The organism is Pseudomonas sp. DTU12.3, assembly GCF_004124275.1.
Classification (GTDB): Bacteria; Pseudomonadota; Gammaproteobacteria; order Pseudomonadales; family Pseudomonadaceae; genus Aquipseudomonas; species Aquipseudomonas helmanticensis.
In genome coordinates this window covers 892,271-905,917 of record NZ_CP027218.1, presented here as the reverse complement: position 1 = coordinate 905,917, position 13,647 = coordinate 892,271, and the positions used below count along the sequence as shown (strand labels likewise).

The window sequence follows — 13,647 nt, the reverse complement described above, 5'->3', positions numbered from 1 at the left end:
ATCGGTCGAACAGCGTTACCGCGACCCGCACTTTTGCGAGGCGCGAGTGAGTCGAAAATACCCACCTCGGTGCAAAACCGTCGCCCTGAAAGGCCTGATCTAGAGCCTCCCGCCAGAACAATCAATTCTGTTGATTATTACCATTGCGTTTATGAACTTTTATATCGACTTATCGAGAGTAGCATTGCCCTCGTACCCACTTTATCGCCCTCCCAAGGAGCAACCCATCATGAAACGCCAATTACTGCTCAGTCTTACCCTGTCGATGCTAGCCAGCACTGCTTTCGCCCTGCCTGCTGCCGACCAAGCGACTCCGCAAGTGAAATCCAGCCACTCGGCATTCAGCCAGACCGTTGCTGCTGACGGCGGCGACCGCACCCCACAAGGCCAGACCCTGGCTGAAAACGGCCGCAACCGCCTGGAAGAAAAAGGCCTGGTGCAAGATGGCTATGACAAGACTCCACAAGGTCAGACCGTAGCCGAAGGTGGCCGTGATCGCCTCGAAGAGAAAGGTCTGGTGCAAGACGGTTCCGATCGCACTCCACAGGGTCAAACCCTGGCGTCTGATGGCAGCGACCGCACTCCACAAGGTCAAACCCTGGCTTCCGATGGCAGCGACCGTACCCCACAAGGCCAAACCCTGGCTTCCGATGGCAGCGACCGCACTCCACAAGGTCAAACCCTGGCTTCTGACGGCAGCGACCGTACCCCACAAGGCCAAACCCTCGCTGAAGGCGGTGGTGACCGTGTGATCGAACGCAACAGCGCTTTGAGCTAAGCCCATGGCGGCCTCGAAAAAAAGCCCAATCAGCGGATTGGGCTTTTGACTTTTCAGCCCCACTGAAATCCTTCGCTGCACCTCCTCCCGTTCGACGCCGACAAAGCCGATTTGCTAGAGTGCGGCGCTTGTCCTGCCGAAGAACACACCCTGCGATGCTGCCCCGCGCCGAACAGAAACAACAGACCCGCAACGCCCTCATGGACGCTGCCCGCCACTTGATGGAAAGCGGCCGAGGATTCGGCAGCCTGAGCCTGCGCGAAGTGACCAAAACCGCCGGGATAGTGCCGACCGGTTTCTACCGGCATTTTGCCGATATGGATGAGCTGGGCCTGGTGCTGGTCAGTGAAGTCGGCCAGACCTTTCGCGAAACCATCCGTTTGGTACGCCACAATGAATTCGTCATGGGCGGCATTATCGATGCCTCGGTGCGAATCTTCCTTGATGTGGTCAGCGCCAACCGTTCGCAATTTCTCTTTCTCGCCCGCGAGCAGTACGGCGGTTCGCAGCCGGTGCGTCAAGCCATCGGGCGTTTGCGCGAGAACATCAGCGCCGACCTTGCGGCGGATTTGACGTTGATGCCCAAACTCCAGCATCTGGACGCTGCGGGGCTGAGCGTGATGGCTGACCTGATCGTCAAATCGGTGTTTGCCACCCTGCCGGACATTATTGATCCACCCGCCGAAGCACTGCCGGAGCATCTGACGCCGCAGGCGAAGATCACCCAGCAACTGCGTTTTATCTTTATCGGGCTCAAGCATTGGCAGGGGCTCGGCAGTACCGAATAAAAGATCAACGGATCGCAGCCTTCGGCAGCTCCTACAGTGATTCATGTAGGAGCTGCCGAAGGCTGCGATCTTTTTTATGCGCCGCAAATTGGTGCATAAAAAAATCTTCACGCACCAAAACCTCTCATATCTCCGCAACATCCTGAAACATCCGCTAGTCTCCGACAGGGATTTCCTACATCTCGTCCGATTGGCAAGGCCCTTGCTCTAGTCTGAGTATTGTCCATAAGCTGGAAGCTTACCGATGCTGGTGATTCACCGCAGAATCGACCCTCAACCCGTCTGGGCCGCTGAGTTGCTCCTGACTTTCGAAGCGCGGAGCAAAAGCCGTCTGCGCTGTTTCAGTGCCGAAGGTGAAGACGTCGGGTTGTTTTTGGAGCGCGGTCAGCCGCCGCTGTACGACGGCGAATGCCTGCAAGCCGAAGACGGCCGCATCGTTCGCGTTTGTGCCCGCCCCGAACAACTGCTGCACGTCACCTGCGCCAACGCTTTCGAATTGACCCGCGCCGCCTATCACCTGGGCAATCGCCACGTTGCCCTGCAAGTCGGCGATGGCTGGCTGCGCCTGCTCGATGACTACGTGCTCAAAGCCATGCTCGAGCAATTGGGCGCGCAGGTTGAAGCCATCGAAGCACCGTTCCAGCCGGAACACGGCGCCTACGGCGGCGGCCATCACCATTCCCGCCACGGCGACGAAGACTTCAACTACGCGCCGAAACTCCATCAGTTCGGTGTGCGCCTGTGAATCCGGCCTGGGCGCTGCTGCGCCTGGCCAGTCCGCAACTGCCGATTGGCGGCTACAGCTATTCGCAAGGCCTGGAAATGGCGGTGGATAACGGCCGGGTGAAAAGCCCGGACGACGCCCGCCGCTGGATCAGCGATCAGTTGCTGCTCAATCTGGCGCGCTTCGAAGCGCCGCTATTGCTCGCGCATTGCCAGGCGGCGGCGGATCAACAATGGCCCGAGTTGCTGAACCTCTGCGAAAGCCATCGCGCCAGCCGCGAGACCCGCGAGCTGCATCTGGAAAGTCGGCAGATGGGCTATTCGTTGCAGCAATTGCTCAACGGTTTGCCGGAACTCGACACGCCCGCGCGCGACTTTCTCGATCAATGCACAGAACCGCATCTGGCCCTGTGCTGGGCGCTGGCCGCGCGCGCTTGGGGCATCAGCCCGCAAGACGCACTCGCCGCGTGGCTGTGGAGTTGGCTGGAAAACCAGCTCGCCGTATTGATGAAAACCCTGCCGCTGGGCCAGCAAGCGGCGCAACGCCTGACCAGCGAACTGCTGCCGCTGCTGCAACAGGCGCAGCAGGACGCCAGCCGAATCAATCCCGAACACATCGGCAGCGCCGCGTTCGGCCTGTCCCTGGCGTGCATGGCCCATGAACGCCAGTACAGCCGCCTCTTCCGCTCTTAGGAGAAACAAGCATGAACACACAACCTCTGCGCGTCGGCATCGGCGGCCCGGTCGGTTCCGGCAAGACCGCGTTGACTCTGGCCCTGTGCATGGCCCTGCGCGAGCGCTACAACCTCGCCGTGGTCACCAACGATATCTATACCCGCGAAGACGCCGATTTTCTGGTGCGCAATGAAGCCCTCGCGCCCGAGCGGATCATCGGCGTGGAAACCGGCGGCTGCCCGCACACGGCGATTCGCGAAGACGCCTCGATCAACCTCGAAGCGGTCGATCAACTGAATCGACGCTTTCCGGGACTCGACCTGATTCTGGTGGAGTCCGGTGGCGACAACCTGTCGGCGACCTTCAGCCCGGAACTGTCCGACCTGACCATCTACGTGATCGACGTTTCGGCCGGCGACAAGCTGCCGCGCAAGGGCGGGCCGGGCATCTGCAAATCCGATCTGCTGGTGATCAACAAGATCGACCTTGCGCCACTGGTGGGCGCCTCGCTGGAGATGATGGACTGCGACACCAAACGCATGCGCAACGGCAAGCCGTTCGTCTTCAGCAACCAGAAAACCGGTCAGGGCCTGGAAGCCATCATCGCCTTCATCGAACGCCAGGGCCTGCTGACCGCAGCCTGATTCACTTTTCAACAAGGAAGCTTTTCCATGACACTCAAACGCATTCTTGGCGCGGTTGCGCTGCTGCTGACCCCGGCATTGGCCTTTGCTCATCCGGGGCATGGCGACAGTGGCTTGATCGCCGGTATCAGCCACCCGATAGGCGGCCTCGACCACTTGCTGGCGATGGTTGCCGTCGGGTTGTGGGCAGCGCAACAACAAGGCGCCGCGCGATGGGCGCTGCCGTGCACGTTTGTCGGCACCATGCTGATTGGCGGCCTGCTCGGGTTTGAAGGGCTGCAATTGCCGGCGCTGGAAAGCGGAATTGCTGCCTCGGTACTGGCGCTGGGCCTGGCGGTGGCACTGGCGGTGCGTCCGCCGCTGGTGATGGCGGTGGTGGCGACGGCGGTGTTTGCGTTGTTCCACGGTGTGGCGCATGGGCTGGAACTGCCGGACATGAGCAGCCCTTGGGCGTATGCCGCTGGATTTGTTGCGGCTACCGCTGCATTGCATGCGGTGGGTTATGCCATGGTGCGTTTCCTGCCTCAGGCTGCTGCGCCGTTGGTACGCCTCGCTGGCGCTGCCTCAGCCATCACCGGCGCCTGGCTGCTGGCTGGCTAAACGGCACATCCCCTGTAGGAGCTGCCGAAGGCTGCGATCTTTTGATTTTGATTAATAAAAGCAAGATCAAAAGATCGCAGCCTTCGGCAGCTCCTACAGGGTTCGTCACCCACCCGGTGCTCTCTGCTACCATGTCGCGCAATCGCCCCAGCCCGTGACGACGTCCGCCCATGCCCCACGCTTCCCGCTCCACCGCCCTGCCTGAATTGACCGCCCTGTTCGGCGCTGTGCAACAGCACTTCGTCAACGTGATCGTGCCCCTCTGGCAAGGCCCGGGCTGGAACGCCGACATGGCGTTGCCCTATGAGGCGCTGGACGCTGCGCACCAACCTTTGCCAGCGCAGCGCTATCGCGCGATGGCCTGTGCACGCCAGCTGTATCTGTTTTCCAGTCTGATCGGGGTTGTGGATAACGCTGAAGCTCGCGCAGCGACTCTGTTCCGTTCCCTGCAACGGCACTTCCACGATGCCGAGCACGGTGGCTGGTTCTACAGCATCGATGCGCAGGGCAAGCCGCTGGATCAGCGCAAGGATCTCTACACCCACGCCTTCATTCTGTTCGCCTGCGCGCATTACTGGGCCCGATCCGGTGATCCGCTGGTCGAGTCGACCTTGAACGCGGCGCTGGAAATCATCGGTCGGCGCTTTGCCACCGGTGATGGCTTGTACGAGGCGTGCCTGGATCGCGACTGGATCACCCTTGAAACCGGTCCGTTGCAGAATCCATTGATGCACCTGGCCGAAGCATTCCTCGCCACCTTGGCCGTGCGCGAAGATGCACAGACGCAGACAGCGTTGCTGGAGTTATGCACAGCCATGCACAAGCGCTTCATCGATCCGCCACACGGCGTATTGATGGAGAAGCCGCTTGGGGCTGTGGATAACTGGTACGAACCGGGGCATCAGTTCGAGTGGTATTTCCTGCTGGAGTCGTCGCCGCTGTTGCGTGGTTCGAAACTGCATGCGGCACTGGACCGAGCGTTCGCGTTCACCGAGCAATACGGTGTGGTGCAACCGTCTGGCGCGGTGCGGGCGATGCTCGATCTGGAGCTGGATGGACGGCCGAAGGATTCGACTCAGCGGATCTGGGCACAGGCGGAATATCTACGGGCGCTGACGTTGCGTCAGGGCAGCGAAGCCGTGGTGCTGCGCCAGTTGCAGGCGTTGCAACAACGCTTTCTGCATGCCGGTGGTTGGCATGAGTGCCGGGATGAGTTGGGTGAGGTTAGTCGCAAGGACATGCCTTCGACCACGCCGTATCACCTTGTGACTTGCTATCACGGTCTGGCTGAATATTTACGCTGATCTCATGGAAAATGAGATCCAGTGTGCTGAGGAGATCTACTGTGGCGAGGGGATTTATCCCCGTTGGGCTGCGCAGCGGCCCCGCTCTTTTTAGGGCCGCTTCGCGCCCCAACGGGGATAAATCCCCTCGCCACAATAAATCTCCTTCTCCACAAATGTGTTCTCAACAGGAATCAGGGTTACATCAGGCGATCCACTTCTTGTCCCCGGTGAAGCTGATAGTCAACCAGCGCGCCGCATCCGGCGTGCCCAGCTTCGCCGAAATCTCCTCACGTAACGCATCCAGCTGCCCGACATTGCTCAGCGCATAATCGGCCGGCAACACCACATGAATCTCGATAAACCGCGCCCGCCCGTGCTTCTGCACATACGACACGTAATCATCGAAACCATGCTCGACCTTCGCCGCATCCATCACCTGGCGCACCTGATCATCCAGCGTGTCCGGCGCGATCCCCAACACGTCACGCAGTGCCGGCCGAAGTATCTTGAACGCCGGCGGCAACATGGTCAGCGCCAGCACGATCAGGATCAGCGGGTCAACGTACGCCGCCCACTGGCCATAGCCCTGCGACTTGAGCAGCAGCGCTGCAAGGAAACTGATCAACAGGCCCACGGACAGCATCGCGTCCACCAGCCAACTGATGTTGTCGAACTGGATCAGGCTGGATTTCAGTTTGCGGTTACGCCGACGCACGTAGAAGAAATAGGCGAACTCGACCACGGTGAACACGCCTGCATAGATGATCACCAGACCCAGTTCGATCTCGCGGCCACCGTTGATAATGCCGAACACACCGTTGAGAAATGCATAGATCGCAATCAACAGGAGGAAACTGCCTTCAATCAGCAGCACCATCGGCTCGAGATGCCAGAAACCGAACTGGAAACGGTGGTTGCTTTCCTTGGCGATCAACTTGGCAGTGATCAGCATCAGGACTTTGATGAAGGTTGCGATCAGCGAGAAAAAACCATCAAAAAGGATGGATTGGGAACCTGAAACAAAACCGGTAACGATCCCGGCGATCGCCACGGCAAACATCAGAATGGTCGATTGTTTGAGCAGCGCCTGCTCACCTCGGTTACTCACTTTAACTCCTCGAAAACCCTGAAAACCGCGGGGTGCGGTTGGGTTGTTGCGAGGGGAGTTTACCTTATCGGGATTTATTGCCTGTGGCGGCCCCTTCGCGAGCAGGCTCGCTCCCACTTTGCAATGCGTTCCAATGTGGGAGCGAGCCTGCTCGCGAATAGCTTCAGCGCAGCCTTAAGCCTTGTTACGCTCAATCGCAAACCCAGCCCAGGTCTGGCTCACCGGCATCAACTCCAGGCTGTTGATGTTGATGTGCGCCGGCGCATTCATCACCCAGAAAATCGTCTCGGCAATGTCCTGCGGCTGAATCGGCTCGGCACCCGCGTAGGTCGCGTTGTAACGCTCCTGATCGCCAGCAAAGCGCACCAGTGAGAACTCGCTCTCGCACAAGCCAGGCTCGATATTGCTGACGCGCACACCGGTGCCCTGCAAGTCGCAACGCAGGTTCAGCGAAAACTGCTTAACAAACGCCTTGGTCGCGCCGTAGATATGGCTGCCCGGATACGGGTAGTTACCAGCGATCGAACCGAGGTTAACGATGCCGGCGCCTCGGCCATGGGCGATCAGGCGCGGCAGCAGCAGGCGGGTTGCGTACATCAGGCCTTTAACGTTGGTGTCGACCATGGTGTCCCAATCGTCCAGATCGCACTTCGGCGCCGGGTCCACGCCCAGCGCCAGACCTGCATTGTTGATCAGGCCGCGCAGCTTGGCGAACGACGGCGGCAGGTTGGCAATCGCCTCTTCCATCGCCTTGCGATCACGCACATCGAGCACCAGGCCATGCACCTCGGTCTGCTTCGACAGCTCGGCGCACAGCGCATTGAGGCGTTCTTCACGACGACCGGTCAGCACCAGTTTCCAGCCAGCCTCGGCAAAACGGCGGGCACAGGCTTCACCAAATCCGGACGTCGCGCCGGTGATAAACAGGGTGTTGGACATCGTGTTCTCCTTGCTTCGGCCACCGTAGCAGCCCTTGGAATAGAAAATCAGCCAGCAGCATGCCCGGCCCGCGAATATCGGGCAACTACCGCCTCCGTGTAGGAGCTGCCGAAGGCTGCGATCTTTTGATGTTGTTTCTGAAGGTCAAAAGATCGCAGCCTTCGGCAGCTCCTACACGGACGTATTTCAGCTCAAAAAATGATCAATCGCCGGAGCGTCATACAGGGCGTGGCCTGTAGCCATGTGCGCGCACGTTATCCACAGTCCCTTCCACAGTTTCCGGGGGCAAGTGGAAACGCGCAAAGCCGCGCCACACAAGGCTTTGCGGGCGAAATAGAAAGTTTTTTGCTTGACCCTGAAGTGACGGATGTGCGGCACATGGCATTTTGCACGACCGAGCGGTCAGTGCAGTGATTGCGCGAGGCCAGTAATTACGGCCCTTAGCGAGGTCTTTCCAGAGTTTAATCACAGACTTATCCACAGGCTTGCACCCCAGCAACCAACCCCTTTGCCGAGTGGATAAAAAGGTTGACAAGAGCGACTCCAGCACGCGTAAAAACGCCTGATCAAAAAACAACCACAACGCTGCAACCCGCGGTTCCAGAGGCTTTCAGCCAGCTACTCCCACGTTATTCACAGCCAGCTCCACAGTAAACGGGGACAAGTCAAAACTGTGCAAAAACAGCCATTTGCAGCGTCTATATGTCGCGCTTTGACAGCTTGGTGGATTTGTTTTCCACAATTTGACGGAACAGCCGTTTTCCCTGTAGGAGCTGCCGCAGGCTGCGATCTTTTGATGTGTTTTTAAAGATCAAGAGATCGCAGCCTTCGGCAGCTCCTACAGGGGGATTGCAAGCATTAAAAAGCCCCGGGACTTGCGTCGCCGGGGCTGTGTATAACGTTGCAGCAATCAGTGCCCGCCCAAATAGGCGTTACGCACCTCCTCGTTCACCAGCAGCTCATTGCCAGTGCCAGTCAGGCGGATCTCGCCGTTGACCATCACATACGCTCGGTCGGACAGTTTCAGCGCATGGTTGGCGTTCTGCTCGACCAGAAAAATGGTCATGCCGGTTTTCGCCAACTCGCGCAGGGTCGCAAAGATCTGCTTCACCACAATCGGCGCCAGGCCCAGGCTTGGCTCATCGAGCAGCAACAACTTCGGCCGGCTCATCAAGGCACGAGCAATCGCCAGCATCTGCTGTTCACCACCGGACATGGTCATCGCCCGTTGGGTACGGCGCTCTTCCAGCCGAGGAAATAACGCAAACATGCGCTGCATGTCCTCTTTGGCGTACTTGTCGCCAATCGGGATGGTGCCCATCAACAGGTTTTCCTCGACAGTCATGTCGGGGAACACCCGCCGTCCTTCCGGCGATTGCGCAATGCCGTGGGAGGCGATGTAGTGCGATGACTTCTGGGTGATGTCGACGCCCTGATAAATAATCTGCCCGCCGGCCGCTCGTGGCTGGCCGAAGATCGACATCAGCAGCGTCGATTTGCCGGCGCCGTTGGAGCCGATCAGGCTGACGGTTTCCCCTTCGTTGATCTGCAGCGAAACACCCTTGAGCGCCTGGATCGGTCCGTAGAACACGTCAAGGTCTTTGAGTTCGAGGATCGGTTGCGTCATACCAGCTCCTCTTCGTCGGCGCCCAGATAGGCGGCAATCACTTTCGGATCGTTACGAATCGCTTCAGGCCCGCCTTCGGCGATGACGATGCCGTGGTCCAGCACCACGATGTGGTCGGAAATGCTCATTACCATGCCCATGTCGTGTTCGATCAGCACCACGGTCAGATCGTGCTCATCGCGCAGCAGCCGGATCATCGCGCTGAGCGCTTCGGTTTCCTGTGGATTGAGGCCGGCAGCCGGTTCGTCGAGGCAGATGATCTGCGGCCGCGTGCACATGGCCCGGGCAATCTCCAGACGGCGTTGCTGGCCGTAGGAGAGTTCACCGGCGAGACGGTTGGCGCAGTCGACCAGGTCGACCACTTCCAGCCAGTAGAACGCGCAATCGAGCGCATCGCTTTCAGCCTTGCGGTAGCCCTTGGTGTTGAGGATGCCGGCGAGCATGTTGCGGTTGACCCACATGTGCTGGGCCACCAGCAGGTTTTCCAGCACCGACATTTCCTTGAACAGGCGAATGTTCTGGAACGTCCGAGCCAGGCCTGCGCGGTTCACCAGATGGGTGCCACCAAACATCTTGTAGTACAGACGGCTGAGGAAGGATTTCGGCGAGACGAAGTCGGTCGGTTTGAACGATTCGCCCAGCAGCTGGATGACGTTGGTCTGCTGGCCGCGCACGTTCAGTTCGATCTTGCCGCCGGAGGCTTTGTAGAACCCGGTCAGGCAGTTGAACACCGTGGTCTTGCCGGCGCCGTTGGGGCCGATCAGAGCGAAGATCGAGTTGCGTTTGACCTTCAGGCTGACATCGCTCAGGGCCTTGATGCCACCGAAATGCATCATCAGTTTTTCAACAGAGAGTACGACTTCACTCATGGCGCAGTCCTCTCATAGTGAATGGCACCTTTGCGTGGAGTGACCCCGGTGCGGCTGATGCGGATCAGCCCACGTGGTCGCCAGATCATCATCAACACCATCAGGATGCCGAACAGCAACACGCGATATTCGGCGAAGCCGCGCAGCAGTTCCGGGGCGACGGTCAGCACGAATGCGGCGATTACCACGCCGATGGTCGAACCCATGCCGCCGAGTACGACGATGGCCAGAATCAGCGCTGATTCGAAGAAGGTGAACGAGGTCGGGTTGACGAAGCCTTGATAGGTCGCGAAGAACACGCCCGCGAGGCCGGCTGTCGATGCACCGATGGTGAACGCCGACAGCTTGACCAGCACGTGGTTGAGGCCCATCGAGCGGCAGGCGATTTCATCTTCACGCAGGGCTTCCCATGCGCGGCCGACCGGCATTTTCACCAGACGATGCTTGATGTACAGCACGGCCAATACGACGAGGAACAACACCGCGTAGATGAAGTAATACTTCACGTCCGGGTTGTAGGCGATGCCGAAAAACTCGTGGAACGGCACCCCGCCGTCCTTCGCGCGCTTGCCGAACTCCAGACCGAAGAAGGTCGGCAGTGGCGCCGGCATGCCGTTCGGGCCACCGGTCAGGGACAACCAGTTGTTGAGGATCAGGCGAATGATTTCACCGAAGCCCAACGTCACGATCGCCAGATAGTCGCCATGCAGGCGCAACACCGGGAAACCGAGGATGCATCCAGCAAGGCCAGCAGTAATTGCCGCCAGCGGCAGGACGGTCCAGAAACCCAGACCGAGATACTGGTAACCGAGCGCCAGACCGTAGGCACCGATGGCGTAGAACGCCACGTAACCAAGGTCGAGCAGACCGGCCAGACCGACCACGATGTTCAATCCCAGGCCCAGCAGCACGTAGATCAACCCGAGGATGACCACGCCCAGCAGATAGGAGTTGGAAACGAACGGCACGATGACCGCCAGCACAATCAGCAGCGGGATGATCCAGCGCAGGCTCGATTTATGATCGCTGGGCAGTACGTGCACACCGGAACCGGTGCTCTCGAATCCGTCGAGAATTTTCAGGCCCTTGGGCGTTTGCAGGAACAGGCTGAGGGCGAAGCGGCCAATCATGACGATGCCGATGATCCACGCCACGCGGGTCGGTTCGAGATTGAAGCTGTACCCCTCAAGGACGACACCGACAATCGGCCCGAAAACGATCAGGGCAATCAGGCCGGCAAGAATCGCCTCAACCAGGCTTTTTTTGACATCAATGCTTTTTTTGGTGGTTGAAGACATCGCTTACACCTTCGACACAAGAGGACGGCCCAACAGGCCCTGCGGCCGGAAGACCAGAACAAGTACGAGCAGCGAGAAGCTGAACACGTCTTTGTAGTCGGAGTTGACCAGGCCGGAGAACAGCGACTCGGAGATGCCGAGGATGATCCCGCCCAACATCGCACCCGGCAGCGAACCGATCCCGCCGAGTACCGCAGCGGTGAAGGCTTTAATGCCGATGACGAAACCGGCGTAGAAGTCGAACGTGCCGTAGTTCATGGTGATCAGCACGCCGGCCAGCGCCGCCATGGCTGCACCGATGATGAATACGTAAGAGATAACGCGGTCGGTGTTGATCCCCAGGATCGAGGCCATCTTGCGGTCTTGCTGGGTGGCGCGGCACATGCGGCCGAGCTTGGTGTACTTGATGACATAGGTCAGCAGGCCCATGCCAACGAACGCGGCGACCAGGATGAACACCTTGGTGTAGGTGAGCTGGACAAAACCGGTGCCGATGTCGACGCGCCAGGCGCCGGTGAGCAGTGTCGGAACGCCCTGTTGGCGTGCGCCCTGACTGATCTGGGCATAGTTTTGCAGAATCAGCGAGATACCGATGGCGCTGATCAGCGGAGCCAGTCGGGTGGAGTTGCGCAGGGGTCTGTAAGCGACTCGCTCAATGACCCAGCCATACACCGCCGTGACGACGATGGTGAAGATCAGTGTGCCGAGCATCAGCAGCGGGAAGGATTCGATACCGAAGTAAGCCAGCAGAGCCAGACTGATTGCCGCCAGGTAAGCGGAAATCATGTAAACCTCGCCGTGGGCGAAGTTGATCATGCCGATGATGCCGTAGACCATTGTGTAGCCGATGGCGATCAGGCCATAGACCGACCCGAGGGTCAGGCCGTTGACCAGTTGCTGCAGGAAAATACCATCCATAACGCAATCTCACGCAGTGAGAACCTGCCCACCTGTAGGCGGGCGGCTCTTCTAGGGAAAATACAGATTTACGTCGGAGCAATGTCAGCCACGATCCACCTGATCACCCCCACCTCCTGTGGGAGCGGGCTTGCTCGCGAATGCGGTGTATCAGCTACCGTTGATGGTGACTGACACCCCGCATTCGCGAGCAAGCCCGCTCCCACAGGGGTTTGTGGCGTTCAGTTGATCGCGTCAGCCCTTACTTCTGTTTTTCCAGCTGGTGATATTTGCCGCTGGCGTCCCACTGGTACACCACGTAGTCGGAGACTTTCAGGTCGCCCTTCTTGTCCCAGGCCTTCTCACCCATGACGGTTTTCACCGGATTGGCTTTCAGCCACTCGGCGGCTTTCTCGCCACTGTTGGATTTTGCGCCATTGAAGGCCGCAGCCAGGGTTTGCACCGAGGCGTAGGCGTACAAGGTGTAGCCTTCAGGTTCGGTGCCGGCCTTGCGGAAGGCATCGACGACGGTTTTACTTTCCGGCAGCAGACGCGGGTCGGCGCCGAAAGTCATCAGCACGCCGTCGACGTATTGCGGGCCGCCAGCGGTGGTCACCAGTTCGTCGGTAACGATGCCGTCGTCGGACATGAATTTCACGTCTTTCAGGCCTTCGGTACGCAGTTGTTTGACCAGTGGACCGGCTTCCGGGTGCAGGCCGCCGAAGTAAACGACGTCGGCACCGGCGGCGCGGATCTTGGTGACCAGGGCGCTGAAGTCTTTCTCGCCACGGGTCAGGCCTTCGTAGATGACCGGGGTCACACCACGCTTGGTCAACTGCGCCTTGGTGGCATCCGCCAGGCCTTGGCCGTAGGTGTCCTTGTCGTGGATGACCGCGACTTTCTTGCCTTTGAGCACGTCGACGATGTAGTCGCCGGCGACGATGCCTTGCTGGTCGTCACGCCCGCACATACGGAACATGGCGCCCAAGCCGCGCTCGGTCACTTGCGGGTTGGTGGAACCCGGGGTGATCGCGATAACGCCGGCTTCGTCGTAGATTTCCGAGGCTGGAATGGTGGAAGAAGAGCAGAAGTGACCGACTACGCCAGCGACTTTCTGGTTGACCAGGTCCTTGGCGACCGTGACCGCTTGTTTCGGTTCGCAGGCGTCATCGCCTTTGACCAGAACGATTTTCTCCCCGTTGACGCCACCTGCCGCGTTGACCGCATCAGCTGCCGCCTGTGCACCCTTCATGTACTGCTCGCCAAATGCCGCGTTGGCGCCAGTCATTGGACCCGCTACACCGATTTTGACGTCGGCTTGAGCAAACGCAGAAACACCCAACGCAGTAGCCACTGCGAGGGCCAGAAAGCCTTTCTTGTAAAACGTCTGGGACATGAGGTGGTGCTCCAAGGTT

The 13,647-nt window shown here is 59.3% G+C and carries 14 protein-coding genes; 7 read left to right on the top strand and 7 right to left on the bottom strand.

Features of this window, described 5'->3' with window-relative positions; all coding sequences use genetic code 11:
* Window positions 1-229: 229 nt before the first annotated feature.
* The 7 genes from C2E19_RS04040 to C2E19_RS04010 all read left to right on the top strand — a co-directional run bounded on the left by C2E19_RS04040 (window position 230) and on the right by C2E19_RS04010 (window position 5,512).
* Window positions 230-778, top strand: coding sequence for a hypothetical protein (locus C2E19_RS04040; RefSeq protein ID WP_129388392.1), 549 nt, complete (start codon window positions 230-232; stop codon window positions 776-778).
* 155 nt (window positions 779-933) lie between these two features.
* Window positions 934-1,566: a TetR family transcriptional regulator gene (locus C2E19_RS04035; protein ID WP_129388389.1), complete on the top strand. Its 633-nt coding sequence runs from the start codon at window positions 934-936 to the stop codon at window positions 1,564-1,566.
* A gap of 244 nt (window positions 1,567-1,810) precedes the next feature.
* Window positions 1,811-2,311 (top strand): urease accessory protein UreE, encoded by a 501-nt coding sequence (gene ureE / locus C2E19_RS04030; RefSeq protein WP_129388386.1) that lies wholly within the window; start codon window positions 1,811-1,813, stop codon window positions 2,309-2,311.
* The gene (locus C2E19_RS04025) at window positions 2,308-2,982 is read left to right on the top strand and encodes an urease accessory protein UreF (protein ID WP_129388383.1); all 675 of its coding nucleotides are present in this window, start codon (window positions 2,308-2,310) and stop codon (window positions 2,980-2,982) included. The genes ureE and C2E19_RS04025 overlap by 4 nt, the downstream gene beginning before the upstream one ends.
* Window positions 2,983-2,993: 11 nt before the next feature.
* A complete protein-coding gene (ureG, locus tag C2E19_RS04020; RefSeq protein ID WP_129388380.1) occupies window positions 2,994-3,608 on the top strand; it encodes an urease accessory protein UreG in 615 nt (204 codons plus the stop codon).
* 27 nt (window positions 3,609-3,635) lie between these two features.
* On the top strand, window positions 3,636-4,208 hold the full coding sequence (locus tag C2E19_RS04015) for a HupE/UreJ family protein (protein ID WP_129388377.1): 573 nt from the start codon (window positions 3,636-3,638) through the stop codon (window positions 4,206-4,208).
* Between the two features lie 170 nt (window positions 4,209-4,378).
* Entirely contained in the window at window positions 4,379-5,512 is a 1,134-nt protein-coding gene (locus C2E19_RS04010) for an AGE family epimerase/isomerase (RefSeq protein ID WP_129388374.1), read from the top strand.
* 184 nt (window positions 5,513-5,696) lie between these two features.
* Here C2E19_RS04010 and C2E19_RS04005 read toward each other — a convergent pair whose 3' ends face one another.
* The 7 genes from C2E19_RS04005 to C2E19_RS03965 all read right to left on the bottom strand — a co-directional run bounded on the left by C2E19_RS04005 (window position 5,697) and on the right by C2E19_RS03965 (window position 13,628).
* A complete protein-coding gene (locus tag C2E19_RS04005; RefSeq protein ID WP_129388371.1) occupies window positions 5,697-6,602 on the bottom strand; it encodes a cation diffusion facilitator family transporter in 906 nt (301 codons plus the stop codon).
* A 174-nt stretch (window positions 6,603-6,776) separates the two neighbouring features.
* Window positions 6,777-7,541, bottom strand: a complete 765-nt coding sequence (locus C2E19_RS04000) for an SDR family oxidoreductase (RefSeq protein WP_008087168.1) — start codon at window positions 7,539-7,541, stop codon at window positions 6,777-6,779.
* A 910-nt stretch (window positions 7,542-8,451) separates the two neighbouring features.
* Window positions 8,452-9,168 carry an ABC transporter ATP-binding protein gene (locus tag C2E19_RS03990; RefSeq protein WP_129388367.1) on the bottom strand — a complete coding sequence of 239 codons (717 nt, stop codon included), beginning with the start codon at window positions 9,166-9,168 and terminating at the stop codon, window positions 8,452-8,454.
* Window positions 9,165-10,037 carry an ABC transporter ATP-binding protein gene (locus C2E19_RS03985; RefSeq protein ID WP_007967487.1) on the bottom strand — a complete coding sequence of 291 codons (873 nt, stop codon included), beginning with the start codon at window positions 10,035-10,037 and terminating at the stop codon, window positions 9,165-9,167. Before C2E19_RS03985 ends, C2E19_RS03990 begins: the two co-directional genes overlap by 4 nt.
* Window positions 10,034-11,335, bottom strand: coding sequence for a high-affinity branched-chain amino acid ABC transporter permease LivM (gene livM, locus C2E19_RS03980; protein WP_129388364.1), 1,302 nt, complete (start codon window positions 11,333-11,335; stop codon window positions 10,034-10,036). The genes C2E19_RS03985 and livM overlap by 4 nt, the downstream gene beginning before the upstream one ends.
* 3 nt (window positions 11,336-11,338) lie before the next feature.
* Window positions 11,339-12,253 carry a branched-chain amino acid ABC transporter permease LivH gene (locus C2E19_RS03975; protein ID WP_129388361.1) on the bottom strand — a complete coding sequence of 305 codons (915 nt, stop codon included), beginning with the start codon at window positions 12,251-12,253 and terminating at the stop codon, window positions 11,339-11,341.
* A 241-nt stretch (window positions 12,254-12,494) separates the two neighbouring features.
* Window positions 12,495-13,628, bottom strand: coding sequence for a branched-chain amino acid ABC transporter substrate-binding protein (locus C2E19_RS03965; protein WP_129388358.1), 1,134 nt, complete (start codon window positions 13,626-13,628; stop codon window positions 12,495-12,497).
* Window positions 13,629-13,647 lie beyond the last annotated feature (19 nt).